This window comes from Protofrankia sp. Cas8, assembly GCF_963555845.1.
In the GTDB taxonomy this organism is placed as follows: domain Bacteria; phylum Actinomycetota; class Actinomycetes; order Frankiales; family Frankiaceae; genus Protofrankia.
In genome coordinates this window covers 12,690-33,638 of record NZ_CAUVXI010000015.1, presented here as the reverse complement: position 1 = coordinate 33,638, position 20,949 = coordinate 12,690, and the positions used below count along the sequence as shown (strand labels likewise).

The following is a 20,949-nucleotide window of genomic DNA, read 5'->3' as shown; positions in this document are numbered from 1 at the left end:
TGTCACGCGGCGGTTCCGGCCGCTGGTAGCGGGCGCCGGTAGTGGGCGCCTTCAGCCGGCGGGAACCTCAGGCGACGGCGTCCAGATCAGCGCGGGTGAGCACCGGCCGAAGGTCGAGTCCGATTCCAGCGAGGTTGTCCCGCCCGCCCTCCTGACGGTCGATCACGCACAGGGCATGTTCCACGATCGCGCCCTGCTCCCGCAGGACCCGGGCCGCGTCCAGGATGGCACCGCCGCTGGTCACGACGTCCTCGACGAGCACGACCCGCAGGCCCTCGACTGTCCCGCCCTCGGCGGTCCGACAGGTGCCGTACTCTTTGGCCTTCTTGCGGACGAACCGAGCCGGCATTCCCGTCCGCTGGGACAGCAGGGTGACCAGAGGGATACCACCGAGCTCAAGACCGGCCAGCACGTCCGCGTCCGCGGGCAGCAACGGACGCATCGCGTCGACGATCCCGGCGAGCAGCGCCGGGTCAGCCTCGAACAGATACTTGTCGAAGTACTCGCCGCTCGTCCGCCCGGAACGCAGCAGAAACAGACCGGTCAGATGCGACACGGCCCGGACGCGGGCGGCAAGCGTGCCGGTGTCAGTCATGTCTGCGGACTCTATAGATCGGGTAGGTGGTCTCGGTCACAACAGCGACCGAGACCACCTACCGCCTCCGCTACCGAGGCCGGAGCGTAGGTAGAAACGGTCACCGCAGCGACCATTACCACCTACAGCGTCCGCTGCCGAGGCGGGCGCGACCGTAGCCCACGTGGTGGGTACATGGGCCGGCGAGCGTCGGACGGACGCAGACAGGCCCCGAGCATCGCTCAGGGCCTGTGCGGCAGTGTGATCCGGGATACCCGGGAGGTGGTGGCAGGTGTTGGGTTCGAACCAACGTAGGCTGAGCCGGCGGTTTTACAGACCGCTCCCTTTGGCCACTCGGGCAACCTGCCGTTGGTGGACAGCATACGGGATGGACCGTCGTGGCCGACAACCGGTGCTACCGACGTGGGCGGCGAGGCACGAACGGGGGTGTGCCGGGTTACGCGGGCGCGGGCAGACTCGGGATCAGGGATCGGGCCCTACCCTCACCCGAGGCGCTGGGCGAGGATGCGAAGATCCTATGCCTACGCGCAGGTAACGGCGACGAGAAGGAGGCACTTCACCGTGGCGGACCCGTCGTTCGACATCGTGAGCAAGGTCGACCGCCAGGAGATCGACAACGCCGTCAACCAGACCGCCAAGGAGGTGGGGACCCGCTTCGACTTCCGCGACACCGGCGCGTCAGCAGCGTGGTCCGGAGAGTCCATCCTGCTCACCGCGAGCACCGAAGAACGGGTCAAGGCCGTACTGGATGTCCTTCAGGAGAAGTGGGTCAAGCGTGGCATCTCGCTCAAAGCGCTACAGCACGAGGAGCCCACTCAGTCCGGCAAGGAGTACAGGCTGGTGGTGACTGTGCAACAGGGCATCGCCGACGACAAGGCCAAAGCGATCTCGAAAAAGATCCGGACCGACGGCCCGAAAGGTGTGCAGGCCCAGATTCAAGGAGATCAACTCCGGGTCACCGGCAAGAAGCGGGACGACCTCCAGCACATCATCCAGATTCTCAAAGAAGCTGATTTCGGACTACCGCTCCAGTTCGTCAACTACCGCTAGCCGGCCAAAGGGCGTGCGACGATCGCCCTTCTCGCACGCCCGGCGGCCACACACAGCCAACACAGCCAAAGGGCGTGCGACGATCGCCCACGCACGCCCGGCGGCCACACACAGGTCAGCAGGGCCAACGGGCGTATGATCATGCAGAGGAAGGTGCGCCCCGCCCGATGGGGGGTTTCGGGCGGGGCGCTGCACGGCGAGGCCTGGGGGGTTTGCCTCGCCGCGGGTCAGGGATTACGGGTTGCCCGGCGTCTTCGGCGATACGAAAGCCACGATCGCTTCGCCAGATGACGCCCGCTCCTTCGACCGGCCGCCAGGTGCCGGCCAGATTGATGATCTTACACGCTCAGGTCTGCTAGCCTTTTCAGAGTACGACTTTCCCCCGGAGATTCAACGGTAGGGGTCCAACCGAGCCATCTCCTCCAGCCGCTCGATCCGACGGTCCATGGGTGGGTGGGTACTGAACAGCTGGACAACCCCACCGCCCCGAAACGGGTTCGCGATCATGAGCGACGATACAGGTCCAAGCTGGGAAGTCTGCGGGAGCGGTCGGGCAGCGGTGCCAGCCTCGAGCTTGCGCAGGGCTGTCGCGAGGCCGAGCGGATCACCGGTCAACGTCGCGCCGGAGGAATCCGCCTGATACTCCCTGGACCTGCTGATGGCGAGCTGAATGATCGTCGCGGCGATCGGTCCCAGCAGGACGAGGATCATTATCTCCAGGATGCCCGGACCGTCGTCGTCCTCACCCCGACCAATGCCGAAAATCGCCGCGAACTGCGCAAGGTAGACGATGACGCTCGCGAGTGCACCGGCGACGGACGCAATAAGGATGTCCCGGTTGTAGACGTGGCTGAGCTCGTGGCCCAGGACGCCGCGCAGCTCACGATCATCCATGATTTCCAGAATTCCCGACGTACAGCAGACGGCTGCGTTGCGGGGGTTGCGACCGGTGGCGAACGCGTTCGGTGCCCCGGTCGGGCTGACGTAGAGCCGCGGCATCGGCATCCTCGCCCGGGTCGCGAGTTCCTGAACGATTGCGTACATGCGTGGCTGTTCAACCTGGCTCACCGGATACGCCCGCATCGCGCGCAGAGCCAGCTTGTCCGAGAAGAAGTACGAGAACCCGTTCATACCCAGGGCGACAATGAACGCGATTGCCAAACCACGGCTCCCGAACAGGGAACCGACAAAGAGAATCACCGCGGACAGCACGCCCAACAGGGCGACGGTTTTGAGACCATTATGGTAGCGGTGTGACATGGCGGTCAGGTGTCCTGTCATCTCGAAGGTTGCACCTGTAGTCAACGTCCGGATCAACCAGAACCGTTCCCCGCCACATGCGATCGCGGGATGCACGACCCGGGTCACGCGACGTGAAGAGCCCCGTTCATCCGGAAGCCACGCACAACCGTCACCCTGCGTGGTGATCGCTACACTGACGCACCCGCCATGCCGGTCGCTCTTACAAGACGGTGTGCATGGCCGAGGCAGACAGGACTTCCCGGACGGCCTCGCTGCGCTCACGCTCAGCAAGACCCGCTTGTTCGAGCTGGTTCAGAGTGAGCGATGCCAGCGCCGCATAGACCGACATCGCCGCCGGGTCGACTGCGCCGAGCGCGTCCAGATGTGCGCGTACCGTACCTGCATCCCCGCGCCGAACCGGGCCGGTCAGCGCGGCCGGGCCCCGTTCAATGGCATTGTCCAGCGATTGTCGCAACAGCGGGGCGAGGGCATCGGCACCCTCGTGGACGCCAAGTTCGTCCAAAAGGGCCAGCGTCGCCGTGACCAGCGTCGCCAGATAGTTGGAGCCGAGGACGACGGCGGCATGGTAGGCCGTCCGTACCCGCTCGGGCACGAAAACGACCCGACCGCCGATCTCTGTGACCAGGGTGCATACGACCTGCTCGGCGGCCGGGTCGGCGGTCACTCCGAACGAAGCCCCGGACAGCAGGCCCGCATCCGCGGCGGTGCCACTCAATGTCATGATCGGGTGTACCGCTGCTCGTGACGCTCCGCAGTCACGTGCCGGTTCCAAAATACCCACCCCGTGCCGTCCACTGGCGTGCGCGACGATCTGACCGGCCCGCAGAACCCCGGCATTCACGATGTCCGCCAGGACGCCCGAAATCACATCGTCGGAAACTGTGAGGAAAGTCACATCAGACGCATCGGCCACCTCGGCCGGCGTCGCTGACGAAGCCGCCGGGAAGGTAGCCCGAGCCCGCGCCCGGCCCGCAACGGACCGCGCATGCACCGCCACCACCGGATGGCCGGCACCAGCCAAGGCCGTTCCCAGAGCCGTCCCCGCCCGTCCGACACCGACGATCCCGATCCGAAGTGCCGGCGTCACGATCACAGTCTGCGCCGTGCGCCCTCCCACGAAACCCCTGTCGCCGGCCATCGGGCCATGTTCCCACCATCGCCTTCCCCACCCCCAACCTGACCGCCGCCATGATCGGACCAGCTCCGTGTCGCGTGATCGGACCAGCCCGTGTCGTAGTCGTCACACTCAGATGACTTCGTCGGGACGTTACGCCCCGCCTCAATAGTCCGCCCGGTACGCTCAAGGGGTACCCGAGGAGGTCACACAACGTGTCAGGCCAGGTCAGAGACCGTCAAATCCATCGACTCGACCGGGTCGTCATCCGCTTCGCCGGTGACTCAGGTGACGGGATGCAGCTCACTGGGGAACAGTTCACCAGCGAGACCGCCGCGTTCGGTAATGACTTGTCGACCCTTCCGGACTTTCCGGCGGAAATCCGTGCGCCAGCGGGTACTCCGGCCGGCGTATCCGGATTTCAGCTACACTTCTCAGACCACGACATTCTTACGCCCGGCGATGCCCCGAACATGCTGGTGGCCATGAACCCGGCGGCGTTGAAGTCCAACCTGAAAGACCTGCCCAACGGCGCCGACCTCGTCGTCAACACCGACGCGTTTACCGGATCGAACCTGAAGAAGGCCGGATATTCCTCCGACCCGCTCACCGATGGCACGCTGGACGAGTATCGGGTACACCGGGTACCCCTGTCGTCGATGACCATCGACGCGGTGAACGCCCTGGAAAGCAGCGCGGGGACGGTCAACAAGAAGGAAGCCGAACGGGCGAAGAACATGTTCGCCCTCGGCCTCATGAGCTGGCTCTACCAACGGCCCACCAACGGCGTCGTCGCTTTTCTTGAGAAGAAGTTCGCGAAGCGCCCGGAAATCGCCGCCGCGAATATCGCGGCGCTGCGCGCCGGCTACAACTACGGCGAGACCACCGAGGCTTTCGCCGTCACCTACGAGGTCGCGCCCGCACGCATGAAGCCGGGCAGGTACAGGCGCGTCTCCGGCAACACGGCGCTGTCCTACGGACTGGTCGCGGCCGCCGAGCTCACCGGGTTGCCGCTGTTCCTGGGCTCCTACCCGATCACCCCCGCATCCGACATCCTGCACGAACTGAGCAAACACAAGCGCTTCGGAATACGGACCTTCCAGGCCGAGGACGAGATCGCCGGCGTCGGGGCCGCGCTCGGCGCCGCCTTTGGCGGTTCACTCGGCGTGACCACGACGTCCGGTCCCGGTCTGGCCCTCAAGACCGAGACCATCGGGCTCGCGGTGGCTCTGGAACTCCCGCTCGTCATCGTGGACATCCAGCGAGGCGGGCCGTCCACCGGGTTGCCGACCAAGACCGAACAGGCCGACCTCGGTATGGCCGTGAACGGCCGCAACGGCGAGGCACCGCTGCCGGTCATCGCTCCCCGCTCGCCTTCGGACTGCTTCGACGCCGCGATCGAGGCGGCACGGCTGGCGACGAAGTACCGGACACCGGTCATCCTGCTCTCCGACGGGTACCTCGCCAACGGTTCGGAACCGTGGCTGCTCCCCAGCCGCGCGGACCTCCCCGACCTCGAAGTGTCGTTGGCGACCGAGCCGAACCACACCGGCGACAAGGGTCCGGAGTTCTGGCCATATCTTCGTGACGGCGAGACGCTCGCCCGGCCCTGGGCCGTTCCGGGAACACCCGGGCTGGAGCACCGCATCGGCGGTCTGGAAAAGGCGGACGGTTCGGGCGGCATCTCCTACGAGCCTGCGAATCACGACCGCATGGTCCGGCTGCGCCAGGCGAAGATCGAGGGAATCGCCCGCGACATCGCCCCGCTCGAGGTCGACGACCCGTCCGGCGACGCCCGGGTGCTCGTCCTGGGCTGGGGTTCGACCTACGGACCCATCGCCGCCGGATGCCGGCGTGTCCGGGCAAAGGGGCTGCACGTCGCCCAGGCACACCTGCGTCACCTTTTCCCGTTTCCCGACAACACCGGGGAGGTGCTGCGTGCCTACGACAAGGTCCTCGTCCCGGAGATGAACCTCGGTCAGCTCAGGGCCATGGTCCGGGCGGAGTTCCTGGTCGACGCCATCGGCTACAACCAGGTGCGCGGGCTTCCGTTCAAGGCCGCCGAACTGGCGGGCGTCTTGGAGGACGTGATCAACCAGTGACCGTCACGACGAACCAGGCCGGCATCACCAACCGACTACTCGATCTCATCCCGGTCAGCGACCGCCCGCAGACCCGTAAGGACTTCACCTCCGATCAGGAGGTCCGCTGGTGCCCCGGCTGCGGCGACTACGCCATCCTGGCTACCGTCCAGGGGTTTCTGCCCGAACTCGGGATAGCCCGCGAGAACATCGCCTTCATCTCGGGTATCGGGTGCTCGTCCCGTTTCCCGTACTACCTGCAGACCTACGGGATGCACTCCATCCACGGCCGGGCACCGGCCATCGCAACGGGGCTGGCCGTCTCCCGGCCAGATCTGTCGGTGTGGGTTGTCACCGGTGACGGTGATGCCCTGTCCATCGGCGGCAACCACCTGCTCCATGCACTACGCCGAAACGTGAACATCAAAATCCTGATGTTCAACAACCGGATCTACGGGTTGACCAAGGGCCAGTACTCCCCCACCTCAGAAGTGGGAAAAATCACAAAGTCGACACCGTTCGGGTCGCTGGACCGCCCCTACAACCCGATCTCGCTCGTACTCGGGGCCGAAGCGTCCTTTGTCGCCCGCTCGATCGACTCCGAGCGGGCGCACCTGACCGCCGTTCTGCGGGCAGCCGCCGCGCATCCCGGATCGGCGTTCGTCGAGATCTTTCAGAACTGCAACATCTTCAACGACGGGGCCTTCGACGCCCTCAAGGAGCGGTCGTCCAAGGATGACGCGACCCTGCGCCTCGTCCACGGCGAGCCGATGATTTTCGGTACAGACCTCGACAAGGGCATCCGCCGAGGCGCGTCGGGCGAGCTGGAGGTGTGCGCCGCGACCGACGACGGTGTGCTGGTCCACGACGCACAGGCCGTCGAGCCGAGCCAGGCGTTCGCGCTGTCACGACTCACCGGAAGCTCGGCCGGAGTCACCCCGGTCGGGGTCTTCCGGGACGTCGACGTTCCCACCTACGACGAACAGCTCAACAGCCAGATCACCGACGCCCGTGCCCGCCAGGGCGAGGGCGACCTGATGGCCCTGCTGAGCAGCGGCGACACCTGGACGGTTTCCTAGCCGAGCAACGAGTTCCCAGGCGGGCAACGAGTTCCTGGCAGGGGCAACGAGGGCGCGACCATGATTCGCTCGCGCGCACGGGGATCCCTGACAGGCCAGGGCCGTTGATACAGGCGACCACCTGACACCATCCGGCCCGTCGGCATCCGACGGGCCGGATGCGTCTGACCACCCGCAAGCCCGGATCCCCCGCCTCGCCACGGTAGGCGGCCGTCGACCTGAGCACTGCGGCCGGTCCCGGGCTCGGCTGCTTCGGCCGCTTCGGCCGCACATTGCTGTGATCGTGAAGCGTGCTTGCGTTGCGTCCAGATAGCACCTTTGGTGCAAAATTGTCCGACTCTCGCTGTGATGCCTACAATCGGCAGGGTAAGGTTATAGAAAAGCTGGCATCCCGAATCCGTCTTTCTGAATCAACCAGGATCAATCTGGATCAGTCAGGCGGGCGGTGGGGTTCGGGGGGCTACCATCAGCTACCGATCCGGAGGAGCAGTGCAGGACGAACCGTCCCGTCGCAGGCAATCCCGAACAACGCGGATGTGTCCCCAGATCGCGCCCGATACAGGATTCGAGGTGGGCCGTGGGTAACCACTCCGCTGGCCGGCATTCACTACAGGCGGTCGGCAATCCACGCCGACCGGATCCCGACCATGGTCACCCGACCACCAGCCCGGCAATCACCAGGTCCGCGAGCGGGACGCAGCGGACACCCAGGCCGGCGGGGGCGATGTTCCTCCCCCGCCAGCAACTGTTCGATTCCGGTGAACTGGACACGGTAACCGGCCCTCTCTCGGTGAGCACCACAGCCCGGGCCGCTCAGGCCACACTGCCTGGTTTCACCACCGTGGCCCAGAACCGGTCCTGGCCGACGGGCAGCACCGAAGAGTGGAGTGCCGTGTCTGCGTCAGACCTACCGGCTTCAGGCAGCCACGGCAGTGCCCAATCGCGTGGCACCCGCTCACGCGGCGCGCACCGGCGGGTCGCCACCAAGCAGGGGCGCTCTCGCCTGGTCGTCGCCGGCACAGCATCGTTGGCCGGCATCTCCGCGATACTGACCGGCTTGACCCTGTCGGGTGGCACTGACACCCCGGCAGGTGATACCGCCACCACGGGATCCGCACCCAGCATGGGGATCGGTGCAGGGGTCTCGTTCACCGAACCCGTCACCACCCAGGGGTCCAGCGACACCGGTCAGCCGCCGGCACGGCTCGTGCCCCCGGACACCCGGAGCAGATCGACCCTTTTCGGACGGACTGCCACGGGCAGCGGCCCGGCCGCGGCGCCCAACGATGCCGACGGACCGCAAGTGGGCATCCCGGCAAGCGGTCCAGTCACCGGCACCGGCACCGGCACCGGCACCGGCACCGGCACCGGCATTCCAGCCGGCGCGCCCGCGCTCCTGGCAGAGCCCGGCGCCACCGCACCATCCACGGACGCGGCATCCAACGGGCCGGCCGGTACCGAGCAGGTAACAGCCACCGGGAACGATCCGGCCGCGCCCGCGCCAAACCCGGCGACCTCTGCTGCGCTCTCCGCAAACCCGCCGACGAGCACGTCGCCCCCGACCGCCGTGCCACCAACCGTCGCGCCCCTGCCCGGCGCCCCGCCAACCGGCGCGGTCGCGCAGACCGGCGGCGGCGCTGCCGGCACGGCACCGGCACCGGCACCGGCACCGGCGTCGGGTACCGGCGTGCCAGCGGGCGGACAGGCGTCCTCCGGCCCAGCCATCGCCGTTCCCGTTCCGACGACTTCCAGCATTCCACTCGGAGATCTTGTCAACAGCGTGGTGGAACTCCGCGATATCGCGCCGGTCTGGCCGCACAGCCGATAGCGATTCGTACCGCGGGCTGCCCACTCGGACCTCGCTACATCCCCGAGTGGGCGCTCGCTCGGAAAACCTGTTGTAAGAGCGAGCGCCGGGACCACCCGGTCCCCGTCCGCATCACCCGGTACGGTCCACAACAAAGTCGGCAAGTGCCTCCAGGGCGCCCCTGGCCGGTCCGTTCTCCAAAGAGGCCAGACAGTCACGCGCATCGCTCGCCCAACGCGCCACCTCGGCACGAGCCCGCCGCATGGCCCGATGGCCACGCAGCAGATCCAGCGCCTCTGCGAGGGCCCCCTCCGCGGCGAACCCGTCCGCCATCAGGCTGCGCAGCCGCTCCGCTGCGGCATCGTCCTCCTGCAGCGCATACAGCACCGGTAGCGTGGGGATCCCCTCACGCAGGTCGGTGCCGGGCGTCTTGCCCGAGGCAGCCTCGTCCGAGGCCACGTCAATCAGGTCATCGGAAAGCTGGAAGGCGACGCCGAACCGTTCCCCGAACGCCGCGAGGGTGTCCGCGGTGTAGGGATCAGAACCGGCGAGCATCGCGCCGAGCCGACCGGACGCGGCGATCAGCGACGCGGTCTTCTCTGTGATCACACGGAGATAGTGCTCAACAGGATCCTGTCCCGCAACCGGTCCGACGGTTTCCCGGATCTGCCCCTCGCACAGGGTCGCAATCGTACGCGCCAGGATACGGGTGGCCGCCGGACCCAGATCAGCGGTGATGTCCGACGCCCGGGCGAACAGGAAGTCACCGGTCAGGATAGCGATCGTATTGGTCCATCGGACGTTCGCCGACGCCGCTCCCCGTCGCAACGGCGCTTCGTCCATGACGTCATCGTGGTAGAGGGTCGACAGGTGGGTGAGCTCGATCGCCACCGCGGCCGGAACGACACCTTCGGCGTCGGGGTCGGCAAACTGGGCGGCGAGCAGCACGACCATCGGTCGGAACCGCTTGCCGCCGGCGTCCACCAGGTGCCGCGACGTCTCGGTGACAAAGGGTACGTCGCTGCGAACGGCATCCCGCAGCATCCGTTCGACTTTGTCAAGCCCAAGGCGAACAGCATATTCAAGATCAGGGTCTGTCCTGATCCCCGCAAGATCCAGCCCGGTTGCGCTCATATGTTCGTCAGCGTACGAAGCCGGAGGCGGCAGCGGTGCCGGCGAGGTCGAGCAGCGGCTGTGGAGCAACTCCCAGCAGCAGCGTCACGATCGCCCCGACGCCGACTGCGGCATAGGTGAGTGTCGGACGAGTGACTACTATCGGACCCTCCGTCGCCGGTTCCTGGAAGAACATCAATACGATCACCCGGACGTAGAAGAAGGCGGCGATCGCGCTCGTGACGAGCGCCACAATCACCAGTGGCGTTGCGTGTCCGGCGACGGCCGCCTGGAAGACCGCGAACTTCCCGGTGAACCCGCTGGTCAGCGGGATACCGGCAAGAGCGAGCAGAAGGAAGGCGAAGATGCCCGCGAGAACCGGCGACCGCCGCCCCAGCCCCTGCCACTGGGACAGGTCGCTCGCCTCGCCGTCGGAATTCCTGACCATGGTAACGAGACCGAATGCGGCAATCGTGGTGAAACCGTAGGCGACCAGATAGAACAGAGTGCCGCGCAGCCCGTCGCTGTTCGCCGCGGCGAGACCGGTGAGCAGGAAGCCGGCGTGGGCGATCGCCGAATAGGCGAGCATCCGCTTGATGTCGCGCTGGGTCAGCGCCAGCACCGCGCCGACAACCATGGTCAGGATGGCGATCGTCCAGACCATCGGCCGCCAGTCCCAGCGCAGGCCGCCGAAGGCCACGTAGAAGACCCGAAGCAGTGCCCCGAAGGCCGCCACCTTCGTACCCGCGGCCATGAACGCGGTGATCGGTGTCGGTGATCCCTGATAGACGTCCGGAGTCCACGAGTGGAACGGCGCCGCACCGATCTTGAAAAAGAGTCCGATCCCGAGAAGGGCCATGCCCAGGTACAGGTAGGTGTCGTTCGCGCCGACCGTACCCGCGGCATCGGCGATCCGGCCGAGGTCGACGCTGCCGGCATAGCCGTAGAGGAAGGCCAGACCGTAGATGAAAAAAGCCGAGGAGAACGCCCCGAGCAGAAAGTACTTCATCGCGGCTTCCTGCGACAGCAGCCGGCGGCGGCGGGCGAGGCCGGCGAGCAGGTAGAGCGGCAGAGACAGAATCTCCAGCGCCACAAACATGGTCAGAAGTGTGTTGGCGGAGACGAACAACAACATCCCGGCCACCGAGAAGGCCATCAACGCGTATACCTCGGTCTGCACACCGGCGGAGGTCCGCGCGGCGGTCGCCCCCGGTGAACCCGGGGTGAGCGCCGCGGAGGCCACGATCGCGCCGCCGGAGGAGTCCAACCGCCGTTCTGCAACGAGCATCACCGCCAGGAAGGCGAACAGCAGGATGGCGCCTTCCATGAACAACGTGGGGCTGTCGATGGCCACCGCACCGGCGGCCAGGATCTGCCGGCGGCCGCGCAACAACACGACCGCGACAAATGCGGCCGCGAACCCGCTGGCCGCCAGCAGCGGCTGGAGCGTCCGGCGTGCCTTCGCCGGCGCGAAGGCGTCGATGAGGACAGCCGCCAGCGCCACCCCGAACACGATGATGATCGGGCTCAGTGCCACGTACTGGATCGACGGGACGTCGATCGTCGCCCGGGTGCTCTGGGCCAGGCCGTCCTGAGCCAGGAGCTGCTGGCCCAGGACGGCGGTTGGTGCGGCGCTCACGAGTGGCCTCCGGCCTGGCTTGCGTTAACGGGCGCGGCGTTCACTGGGACGGTAGACCCCGGATCGGTGTGCCCGGCGTCTTCGAACGTGGCCGTGACGGTCGGACGGATGATGTCGATGAGTGGCTTCGGGTAAACGCCGAGCGCAATGATCAACGCGACCACCGGGGCAACGACGATCTTCTCTCGAACACTGAGATCGAGAACACCCTTGGCCTGCTCATGGACCAGCGGGCCGGTCATGGTCCGCTGATAGAGATACAGGATGTAGATCGCGGCCAACACGATTCCACAGGTGGCCACGATCGCCAGCGCCCGATACCGGGTGAACGTTCCGACCAGCACCAGGAACTCACTGACGAAGCTGTTCAGGCCTGGCAGCGCAAGCGATGACATACCCGCGATCAGGAAGACCCCGGCCAGTACCGGGGTGACCTTCGCCATTCCGCCGTAGGCGCTGACGTCCCGGCTGCCGCGCCGGGCCACCAGGAACCCGACCACGAGGAACAGCAGCCCCGTGGACAGACCGTGGTTGACCATGTAGAGCACCGCGCCCGTCCCGCCCTGGGACGTCAACGCGAAGGTTCCCATGGCGATGAAGCCGAAGTGCGCCAGCGACGTGTACGCAACCAGGCGTTTCATGTCCCGCTGGCCGATCGCCAGCAGCGCGCCGTAGAAGATTCCGATCACCGCGAGGGCGAGCACCATGGGCGCGAAGTAGGACGAGGCAGCCGGGAACAGCGGGATGCAGTATCGGATCAGCCCGAAGGTTCCAACCTTGTCCAGGACCCCCACCAGCAGGATCGCGCCGCCGGTCGGCGACTGCGCGCCGGCGTCGGGCAGCCAGGTGTGGAAGGGGAACAGCGGCGCCTTGATGGCGAACGCGATGAAGAAGCCGAGAAACAGCAGCTTCTGGACGCCCGGAGTGATGTCGAGCTGGCGCAGTGTCGCGAAGTCAAAGGTGCCGGTACCCAGCTGGTCGGCTGAGACCACATACAGGCCGATCACGGCGGCGAGCATCAACAGGCCGCCGAACAGGCTGTAGAGCAGGAACTTCACCGCGGCGTAGGACCGCTGCGCCTGCTCCTTGACCGCTCCGTAGCTCCCGATCAGGAAGTACATCGGGATCAGCATCGCCTCGAAGAACACGTAGAACAGGAACACGTCGGTCGCCGCGAACACGCCGATCATCCCCGCTTCGAGGGCAAGCAGGAGGGCGAAGAACCCGGAAACGCTGCGTCTGCTCACCACACTGGCATCGGCATCGGCGCCGGCACCGGCGGAACCGGCCTGCGCAGGGCCCGCAACCTCGTCCCAGGAAGCCAGGACGACGACCGGCACCAGCAGCGTCGCGAGCAGGATGAGGACCAGCGAAATGCCGTCAGCGCCCACCGAGTAGGAGACCCCGAACTGCCTGATCCAGGAGTACTTCTGGGCGAACTGGAAACCGGCACGCGACGGCTCGTACGCGATGGTCGCCAACAGCGCCAGCCCGAACTCCACGAGCGTGACCGCGAGTGTGATCTGCTTGGCCACGGTGGCGAACCGCCGTGGGACGGCCAGCACGACAACCGCGGCCGCGGTCGGGATGATCAGCAGGACCGTCAACCAGGGGAAACTGTTCACGTCATCCGGCCTTTACCAGGTAGAGCGCGCCGACCACGAGGACGGCACCTCCCAACATCGACAGCGCATAGGAGCGGACGAATCCGGTCTGGGTCCGGCGCAACCGGCCGGACAGGCCGCCGACCGCCGCGGCGGTGCCGCGGACCACACCATCGACTCCAACGGTGTCCAGCCAGACCAGGAACCGGGTGGCGTACTGGCCCGGACGCATGAACACGGTCTCGTTGAACGTGTTGGCGTAGAGATCGTGTCGCGCGGCAACGGTCACCAGGCTGACCTCGGCGTCGGGCCGGGCCACGGCCTCGACCGGGCGGAGCTGGTAACGAAGGTAGGCCCCGGCGAACCCGCCGGCGGCGACGAGCAGGGTGAGTGCGGTGAGAACCGCGGGGGACATGGTGTGCACGCCCACCTCGGCGCTCTCGCCGACCACCGGCGCCAGCCAGTTCTGGATGGAACCACCGAGGACGAACAGACCACCGGCAACCGCCGCCCCGATCGCCAACGGGACCATCGGGCCGGTCATCACGGTCGGGGACTCGTGTGGGTGCCTGGCCTCCGGCCCCGTCTGCGACCAGCGGCGCTCGCCGTGGAAGGTCATGAGGAACAGTCGCGTCATGTAGAAGGCGGTGATCCCCGCGCCGAGCAACGCAGCCGAGCCCAGCAGATACCCGCTGGTTCCGCCCTTGTCGAAGGCCGCTTCAATGATTTTGTCCTTGGTGAAGAACCCGGACAGCGGGGGAACTCCGATGATTGCAAGATAGCAGATACCGAAGGTAGCCCAGGTGATCGGCATCAGCCGCCAGAGGGCACCGTATTTTCGCATGTCCTGCTCGCCGTCCATGGCGTGGATCACCGAACCCGAGCCGAGGAACAGCCCCGCCTTGAAGAAGCCGTGCGCGAGCAGATGCATGATTCCGAGTGCGTAACCCGCCGGACCGAGACCGACGGCCAGAAACATGTAACCGATCTGGCTCACCGTCGAATAGGCGAGCACCTTCTTGATGTCGTCGTAGGCACAACCGATGACACAGCCGATCAGGATGGTGCCGGCACCGATGATCACAACAACGGTCCGGGCCGCCTGGGTTTCGGTGAAAATCGGGTTGGCCCGGGCGATGAGATACACCCCCGCCGTCACCATCGTGGCCGCGTGGATGAGCGCGGAGATCGGGGTCGGACCCTCCATCGCATCGGGCAACCACGCCTGCAGCGGGAACTGGCCGGACTTCCCGCAGGCGCCCAGCAGGAGCAACAGTGCGATCGCCGTCAGCGTCCCATAACCGATGACACCCGCGGCGGCCGCGCCGAACACCGTGCCGAAGTTCGTGCTGCCGACCGTCGCGAACATGAACATGACAGCCAGGGCCAGCCCGACGTCGCCGACCCGGTTCATGTAGAAGGCCTTGTTCGCGGCGGTCGCCGCGGCCGGTTTGTACTCCCAGAACTTGATGAGCAGGTAGGACGAGAGACCGACCAGCTCCCACCCGGCGTAGAGGACCAGGAAGTTGTCACCGAGCACGAGCAGCAACATGGATGCCAGGAACAGGTTCATGTAGGCGAAGAACTTCCGCCGCGCCGGATCGTGCGCCATGTAGCCGATCGAATAGACGTGGATGAGCGTCCCCACCCCGGTGATCAGCAGGACGAAGAGCGCGGACAACTGATCGAACAGCAGTCCGGCATCCACCTGGAAACTGTTGACCGGAATCCAGGAGAACAGGTGTTGCGAGACCGCCCGATCGCCGCCGCCGCGCCCCAGCAGCGCGAAGAACAGCACCAGAGCCACGACAAAGCTCGTGGCGGCGGTCGCGGTACCCAGCAGGTGTCCCCAGCGGTCGGTCCGGCGCCCACCCAGCAACAGGATCGCCGCCCCCGCCAGCGGCAGCACCAACAACAGCCACATCACCGAGAACGAGCCGACGGCGGGGGCGTACTGCAGCTCATGCGGCATGGCGTACCTCGTTACCGCCGGCACGGCCACCGAATGCATGGCCAAGATGTATATGCGTCACTGCACTCATCGTCCGTTCTGCCGTAACCGGAATTCCGGCCACCACTTCGTCACTGCACCTGGCGCCAGCGCCGTCGACTGGCCGGCTGAAGACCTTCTGGATCATCGCCCACATCGACCGATATCCACCGGACAGGCCCTAGTACTTCAGGAGATTCACGTCGTCCACCGAGGCGGAGCGGCGGGTTCGGAAGATCGTGAGAATGATGGCCAGGCCGATGACCACCTCCGCGGCGGCGACGACCATCACGAAGAAGGCGATGATCTGGCCGTCCAGCGTTCCGTTGATCCTGGAGAAGGTGACCAGAGTCAGGTTCGCCGCGTTGAGCATCAGCTCGACGCACATGAACACGACAATGGCGTTACGGCGCAGCAGGACGCCCACCGCCCCGATCGTGAACAGGAGAGCGGACAGGATCAGATAGTTCGCGGGGTTCACCGGACCGTGCCCTTTCCGGCCCCGACCGGGTGCGGGCTGTCCGCATCCCCACGGCCGGAACCACTGGCGGAACCACTGGCGGAACCACCACCGGAACCGCTGCCAGAACTCGTGCTGGAACCGGCCGGAAGTGCCGACGGCGCGCTGGCTGCCTCGGGTGTCGCGTACACGCCCGGTCCCGGTGTCGGGGTGACCGGGCCACCGGCGGCGAACCGCCGCCGCAGCATGTCCTTCTGCGTGGGTTTGCCACCGACGCGCTCGCGATGGCCGAGCACCATGGCACCGACCGCAGCAATGATCAGCAATGCGGACACGATCTCGAACACGAACACGTAGTCGGTGAACAGCAGACGGGCGATCGCCTGGATGTTGCCGCCGTTGTTGGCCGCATCGAGCCCGGCCGCCTTGGTCCCACTGATCACACCGCCGATCGGAAACACCATCAGCCCGGCGAACCCGACCCCGAGGACAATCGCCGCCACCCGCTGGCCTCGCAGGGTTTCCACGAGGGAGTCCGAGGAGTCCACCCCGACCAGCATGAGCACGAACAGGAACAACACCATGATTGCCCCGGTATACACGATAATCTGTACGAAACCGAGGAACGGCGCATCCTGCACCATGTAGAAGACGGCCAGACAGAACAGGTTCACGACCAGCAGCAGTGCCCCGTGCACGGCGCTGCGGGCGAGCACCATGGCCAGTGCGGCGAGAACGGCCACCGGCGCGAGTATCCAGAAGGTCGTGGCCTCACCGGTGGATGTCCGGGTGAACTCACCCGCCGCCTGAACCATGATTTCCGCGCTCATCGGACCAGCTCCGAATCCCCGCCACGCACCGGTTCCGGGTCAGGTGACCCGGAACCGGCAGAGCCCGAGGCGTCGAACGGACCCGAGCGGTTCGGGTCGAACCGGTAATAGTCCGTTTCGCTGTCGCCGAGGAACATGGGATGCGGCGGCGCCGTCATCCCGTCCCCCAGCGGAGCGAGCAGCTGTTCCTTGGTGAAGATGAGATCCGAGCGGCTGTCGTCGGCGAGCTCGTAATCGTTGGTCATGGTCAGTGCCCTGGTCGGGCATGCCTCTATGCACAGGCCGCACAGGATGCAGCGCAGATAGTTGATCTGGTAGACGCGCCCGTACCGTTCTCCCGGGGAGTACCGCTCCTCCTCGGTGTTGTCGGCCCCTTCGACGTAGATCGCGTCCGCTGGGCACGCCCAGGCGCACAGCTCACACCCGACGCACTTCTCCAGCCCGTCCGGATGGCGGTTGAGTTGGTGCCGGCCGTGGAAGCGGGGCGCGGTCGCCTTCTTCTCCTCCGGATACTGCTCGGTCGTCGGCTTCTTGAACATGGTCGAGAAGGTGACGCCGAAACCCTTGTAGGGGTCGAAGATCCCCATGGCTCAGCTCTCCTGACGCGGTCCACCCGCGGCGATGACGGAAGACGGTCGATGCGGGCCGGGGGTGTACGGCGGCGACGGCGACTTCGATGATGACTGCGATGACGGCTGGTGCGGCGGCCACGGAATCCGCTCCAGGCTGGGTGCGTTGCGCGTGCGCTCGTCTTCGGCGGCCTCAAGACGTTCGGCGTGCTTTCGAGCGCCGGGGTCGAGCAGCATGATGATGAGCAGGATTCCCACCGCGATCCCGAAACCGATCAGCCACGGTGTCCGGTCGGTGACGTTCTCCCGGTACACCTTGAAGGTCGCCACGGCGAGCAGCCATACGAGCCCGACCGGGATCAGGACCTTCCAGCCGAACGCCATGAACTGGTCGTAGCGAAGCCGGGGCAGCGTGCCGCGCAGCCAGATGAAGACGAACAGGAATGCCAGCAGCTTCAGCACGAACCAGATCACCGGAAACCAACCGGTGTCGAAGTGCGAGAGGTACGGAATCGGCGGCGGCTGCCATCCGCCGAGGAACAGTGTCGTCGCCACCGCGGACACGGTGACCGTGTTGATGTACTCGGCGAGGAAGAAGAACGCGAACTTGATCGAACTGTACTCGGTGTGGAAACCGCCGACCAGCTCTCCTTCGGCTTCGGGTAGGTCGAACGGCGTCCGGTTGGTCTCTCCGACCATCGCGATGCAGTAGATGATGAAGGACGGCACCAGCCAGACGTTCCACCAGTGGCGCTGGCCCGCGACGATGCCCGACGTCGACAGCGTCCCCGAGTTGAGGAAGACCGCGACAAAGGACAACCCCATCGCGACCTCGTAGGAAATGATCTGGGCCGCCGAACGCAGGGAGCCCAGCAACGGGTAGGTCGATCCGCTCGCCCAGCCGGAGAGAATGAGCCCGTACACGCCCAGCGATGACGCCGAGAGCACGAACAGAACCGCGACCGGTAGGTCCGCGAGCTGCAGTGCGGTGTGATGGCCGAAAATCGACACGTCGGGACCGAACGGGATAACCGAAAACGCGAGGAAGGCCGGGATAGCCGAAACGATGGGTGCGAGGATGAAGACCGGCCGGTCCGCGAGAACCGGGATGATGTCCTCTTTGAGCATCAGCTTCACGCCGTCGGCCAGGCTCTGCAGCCAGCCCTTGGGGCCGTGCCGGTTCGGGCCGACCCGCTGTTGCATCCGAGCGACCACCTTACGCTCGAACACGATGGCGAAAAGCGTTGTCAGCAGCAGGAACGCGAACACGGCAACGGCCTTGAGGAGGATCAGCCAGAACGGGTCGCTACCGAAGGCCGACAGGTCCGGATCTCCGGCGGCGGCGGCCAGCGGCTGCCCCACGGGGGCCCCGAGCGAGGATGAATAGCTCATGACCGGCCCTTCGAAGTCCGCCCGCTCGCGCCGACCCGTACCAGCTCGCCGGTGCGGGACGCGAGTGAGCGGCGCAGGTGTGAACCGGGCGAGAAGGTCGGGACCCACACCACCCGGTCAGGCATGGACGTGATCTCCAGGGGCAGCGTGATCGTCCCACGGTCGCTGGTGACCGAGACCAGGTCACCGTCGACCACGCCTATCTCGCCGGCGCTCGCCGCGGACAGCCTGACCTTCGGCGGTCGGGCCGTCCCGGCGAGATAGGGCTCGCCGTCCTGCATCCGACCGTCGTCGATCAGCTGGTGCCAGCTCGCCAGCACGGCGTGACCGACGGGCGGGTCAGGTGGCACCGGCGGTGCCACCGACGGCGCCGGTGCCCGCCGAACCGCGTCACCGGCACGGCCGAGCATGCCGAGCTCACGGGCGGCCGAGCCGGGGTCCGCGACACCGAGCGCCACCCCGAGTTGGGCGGCAAGCATGTGCAGCACCCGCACGTCGGCCAGGGCCGGAGTCTCCAGGACCTGTTGGAACGCGCGCAGGCGTCCCTCCCAGTTGACGAACGAGCCCGCCTTCTCCGCCACCGGTGCGACCGGCAGAACGACATCGGCGACCTCGGCCACCGCGGACCGGCGAACTTCCAGCGAGACGCAGAACGGCACGCCCGCGATCGCGGTGAACGCGGCGGCCGGGTCGGGCAGGTCCTCGACGTCCAGCCCGGCCACGACGAGCCCGTCGAGCTCGCCGGCAGCCGCCGCGGCGAGGATGGCCGCGGTGTCGCGGCCGGGCCGCACCGGCACGGCCGCGCCCCAGGCTTCCTCCACCTCGGCCCGTGCCGCCGGGTCGGCGACCGGGCGGCCACCGGGCAGCAGCGAGGGCAGGACGCCTGCGGCCAGGGCACCACGCTCGCCGGCGCGACGCGGCACCCAGGCCAGCCGAGCGCCGGTCGCCTCCGCAAGCCGCAGGACCGCGGTGAAGGTCCCGGGGGCCTGCGCGGCCCGCTCCCCCACCAGAATCACGGCTCCGGGCGCCCGCAGCGCCGCACCGACCTGCGATGCCGCACCGACCTGCAATGCCGCACCGGCCGGCAGGTCCGCAGCACCTGCGTCCCCGGCTGCCAGGCTCGACAGCAGCGCAGCCTCCCCGCCGGGGGCGGTGGGCAGCAGCGTCCCGGCCATCTTGGCCAGGCCCGGGGTCGCCACCGGCGCGATCGAGAAGATCGCCGTCCCCCGCCTGGCCGCGGCCTTGCGCAGCCGTAGGAAGGTGATCGGCGCCTCGTCCTCGGGTTCCAGGCAGACCAGCAGCACCGCGGGCGCGGCCGCGAGGTCGGCGTGGGTCACTCCGATGCCGGTACCGGCGACGGCGTGGGCCAGGAACTCCTCTTCCTCCGCCGAGTGCGGCCGGGCGCGGAAGTCCACGTCGTTGGTGTGCAGGACGAGCCGGGCGAACTTGGCGTAGGCATAGGCGTCCTCGCGGGTCAGCCGGCCACCGGCCAGGACGCCGACGCCGTGGCGGTCCCGGCACTGCGCCAGGCCCCGGGCCGCGAACGCGAGCGCCTCGGTCCAGGATGCCTCGACGAGCTCGCCGGTGGCGTCGTCACGGACCAGCGGCGTGCGGAGCCGGTCGGCGCCGCCGGCGTAGGCAAAGGCGAACCGGCCCTTGTCGCAGTTCCACTCCTCGTTGACGGCCGGGTCGTCGGCGGCGAGCCGCCGCATCACCGTGCCGCGGCGGTGATCCGTCCGCAGCGCGCATCCGTCGGCACAGTGCTCACAGGTGGTCGGGGTCGAGACCAGGTCGAACGGCCGGGCGCGGAAACGGTAGGCCGCGCTGGTGAGCGCCCCCACCGGGCAGATCTGCACGGTGTTACCGGAGAAGTACGACGTGAACGGCTGGCCTTCGGCGACCGCCACCTGCTCGTCCGCACCCCGTTCGAACAGTTCGATGAACGGGTCGCCGGCGATCTGCGCGGAGAACCGGGTACAGCGCGCGCACAGCACGCAGCGCTCCCGGTCGAGCAGAATTTCGGTGGAGATGGCCAGCGGCTTGGGGTAGGTCCGCTTGGTCTCCTTGAACCGGGAGACGGCCTTGCCGTTGGCCATGGCCTGGTTCTGCAGCGGGCACTCACCGCCCTTGTCGCAGACCGGGCAGTCCAGCGGATGGTTGAGCAGCAGGAACTCCAGCGTCCCCGCCTGCGCCTTGGTGGCGACCGGCGAGGTGAGCTGGGTACGCACGACCATGTCGGCCGACACTGCCGCCGTACAGGACGCGACCGGCTTGCGCTGGCCCTCGACCTCGACGATGCACTGCCGGCAGGCGCCGACCGGGTCGAGCAACGGATGGTCGCAGAAGCGCGGGATCTCGATCCC

General features: G+C 67.1%; 16 protein-coding genes and 1 tRNA gene. 4 read left to right on the top strand and 13 right to left on the bottom strand.

What is annotated here, in order from left to right; translation table 11 throughout:
* Positions 1–67: 67 nt before the first annotated feature.
* Both pyrE and U9977_RS04620 read right to left on the bottom strand, forming a co-directional pair.
* Positions 68–595, bottom strand: a complete 528-nt coding sequence (gene pyrE / locus U9977_RS04625; RefSeq protein ID WP_322747900.1) for an orotate phosphoribosyltransferase — start codon at positions 593–595, stop codon at positions 68–70.
* A gap of 262 nt (positions 596–857) precedes the next feature.
* Positions 858–942 (bottom strand) — tRNA-Tyr (locus U9977_RS04620).
* A 214-nt stretch (positions 943–1,156) separates the two neighbouring features.
* On the opposite strand from U9977_RS04620, the gene U9977_RS04615 reads away from it, so the two are divergent.
* Positions 1,157–1,645, top strand: coding sequence for a YajQ family cyclic di-GMP-binding protein (locus U9977_RS04615; protein WP_322747899.1), 489 nt, complete (start codon positions 1,157–1,159; stop codon positions 1,643–1,645).
* 390 nt (positions 1,646–2,035) lie between these two features.
* Here U9977_RS04615 and htpX read toward each other — a convergent pair whose 3' ends face one another.
* Together htpX and U9977_RS04605 are read right to left on the bottom strand one after the other, a co-directional pair.
* Positions 2,036–2,905 carry a zinc metalloprotease HtpX gene (htpX, locus tag U9977_RS04610; RefSeq protein WP_322747916.1) on the bottom strand — a complete coding sequence of 290 codons (870 nt, stop codon included), beginning with the start codon at positions 2,903–2,905 and terminating at the stop codon, positions 2,036–2,038.
* A gap of 202 nt (positions 2,906–3,107) precedes the next feature.
* On the bottom strand, positions 3,108–4,046 hold the full coding sequence (locus tag U9977_RS04605; protein ID WP_322747898.1) for a Rossmann-like and DUF2520 domain-containing protein: 939 nt from the start codon (positions 4,044–4,046) through the stop codon (positions 3,108–3,110).
* A 191-nt stretch (positions 4,047–4,237) separates the two neighbouring features.
* On the opposite strand from U9977_RS04605, the gene U9977_RS04600 reads away from it, so the two are divergent.
* From U9977_RS04600 to U9977_RS04590, 3 genes are all read left to right on the top strand, one after another.
* Complete coding sequence (locus U9977_RS04600; RefSeq protein WP_322747897.1) at positions 4,238–6,124, top strand: 2-oxoacid:acceptor oxidoreductase subunit alpha; 1,887 nt, start codon at positions 4,238–4,240, stop codon at positions 6,122–6,124.
* Positions 6,121–7,182 carry a 2-oxoacid:ferredoxin oxidoreductase subunit beta gene (locus U9977_RS04595; RefSeq protein ID WP_322747896.1) on the top strand — a complete coding sequence of 354 codons (1,062 nt, stop codon included), beginning with the start codon at positions 6,121–6,123 and terminating at the stop codon, positions 7,180–7,182. The genes U9977_RS04600 and U9977_RS04595 overlap by 4 nt, the downstream gene beginning before the upstream one ends.
* A 577-nt stretch (positions 7,183–7,759) precedes the next feature.
* A complete protein-coding gene (locus U9977_RS04590) occupies positions 7,760–9,010 on the top strand; it encodes a hypothetical protein (protein ID WP_322747895.1) in 1,251 nt (416 codons plus the stop codon).
* Between the two features lie 111 nt (positions 9,011–9,121).
* Here the strand turns inward: U9977_RS04590 and U9977_RS04585 are convergent, their stop codons facing one another.
* The 9 genes from U9977_RS04585 to U9977_RS04545 all read right to left on the bottom strand — a co-directional run.
* The gene (locus U9977_RS04585) at positions 9,122–10,123 is read right to left on the bottom strand and encodes a polyprenyl synthetase family protein (RefSeq protein WP_322747894.1); all 1,002 of its coding nucleotides are present in this window, start codon (positions 10,121–10,123) and stop codon (positions 9,122–9,124) included.
* 7 nt (positions 10,124–10,130) lie between these two features.
* Positions 10,131–11,702 (bottom strand): NADH-quinone oxidoreductase subunit NuoN, encoded by a 1,572-nt coding sequence (gene nuoN, locus U9977_RS04580; protein ID WP_322747915.1) that lies wholly within the window; start codon positions 11,700–11,702, stop codon positions 10,131–10,133.
* Positions 11,703–11,737: 35 nt separating this feature from the next.
* On the bottom strand, positions 11,738–13,366 hold the full coding sequence (locus tag U9977_RS04575) for an NADH-quinone oxidoreductase subunit M (protein WP_322747893.1): 1,629 nt from the start codon (positions 13,364–13,366) through the stop codon (positions 11,738–11,740).
* Position 13,367: 1 nt separating this feature from the next.
* Complete coding sequence (nuoL, locus tag U9977_RS04570) at positions 13,368–15,317, bottom strand: NADH-quinone oxidoreductase subunit L (RefSeq protein WP_322747892.1); 1,950 nt, start codon at positions 15,315–15,317, stop codon at positions 13,368–13,370.
* A gap of 199 nt (positions 15,318–15,516) precedes the next feature.
* A complete protein-coding gene (gene nuoK / locus U9977_RS04565) occupies positions 15,517–15,816 on the bottom strand; it encodes an NADH-quinone oxidoreductase subunit NuoK (protein WP_322747891.1) in 300 nt (99 codons plus the stop codon).
* The gene (locus U9977_RS04560) at positions 15,813–16,625 is read right to left on the bottom strand and encodes an NADH-quinone oxidoreductase subunit J (protein WP_322747890.1); all 813 of its coding nucleotides are present in this window, start codon (positions 16,623–16,625) and stop codon (positions 15,813–15,815) included. The genes nuoK and U9977_RS04560 overlap by 4 nt, the downstream gene beginning before the upstream one ends.
* On the bottom strand, positions 16,622–17,212 hold the full coding sequence (gene nuoI, locus U9977_RS04555; RefSeq protein WP_322747889.1) for an NADH-quinone oxidoreductase subunit NuoI: 591 nt from the start codon (positions 17,210–17,212) through the stop codon (positions 16,622–16,624). Before nuoI ends, U9977_RS04560 begins: the two co-directional genes overlap by 4 nt.
* 3 nt (positions 17,213–17,215) lie before the next feature.
* The gene (gene nuoH / locus U9977_RS04550; RefSeq protein ID WP_322747888.1) at positions 17,216–18,586 is read right to left on the bottom strand and encodes an NADH-quinone oxidoreductase subunit NuoH; all 1,371 of its coding nucleotides are present in this window, start codon (positions 18,584–18,586) and stop codon (positions 17,216–17,218) included.
* Positions 18,583–20,949, bottom strand: a 2,367-nt coding sequence (locus U9977_RS04545; RefSeq protein ID WP_322747887.1) for an NADH-quinone oxidoreductase subunit G, incomplete at its 5' end; no start/stop codon positions are given. The genes nuoH and U9977_RS04545, both read right to left, overlap by 4 nt.

Bases quoted from the DNA above. Each gene is read 5' to 3' on its own strand.
- nuoI (WP_322747889.1), bottom strand. From the start codon at position 17,212: ATGGGGATCTTCGACCCCTACAAGGGTTTCGGCGTCACCTTCTCGACC.
- U9977_RS04605 (WP_322747898.1), bottom strand. From the start codon at position 4,046: ATGGCCGGCGACAGGGGTTTCGTGGGAGGGCGCACGGCGCAGACTGTG.
- pyrE (WP_322747900.1), bottom strand. From the start codon at position 595: ATGACTGACACCGGCACGCTTGCCGCCCGCGTCCGGGCCGTGTCGCAT.
- nuoH (WP_322747888.1), bottom strand. From the start codon at position 18,586: ATGAGCTATTCATCCTCGCTCGGGGCCCCCGTGGGGCAGCCGCTGGCC.
- U9977_RS04585 (WP_322747894.1), bottom strand. From the start codon at position 10,123: ATGAGCGCAACCGGGCTGGATCTTGCGGGGATCAGGACAGACCCTGAT.
- htpX (WP_322747916.1), bottom strand. From the start codon at position 2,905: ATGTCACACCGCTACCATAATGGTCTCAAAACCGTCGCCCTGTTGGGC.
- nuoL (WP_322747892.1), bottom strand. From the start codon at position 15,317: ATGCCGCATGAGCTGCAGTACGCCCCCGCCGTCGGCTCGTTCTCGGTG.
- U9977_RS04560 (WP_322747890.1), bottom strand. From the start codon at position 16,625: ATGAGCGCGGAAATCATGGTTCAGGCGGCGGGTGAGTTCACCCGGACA.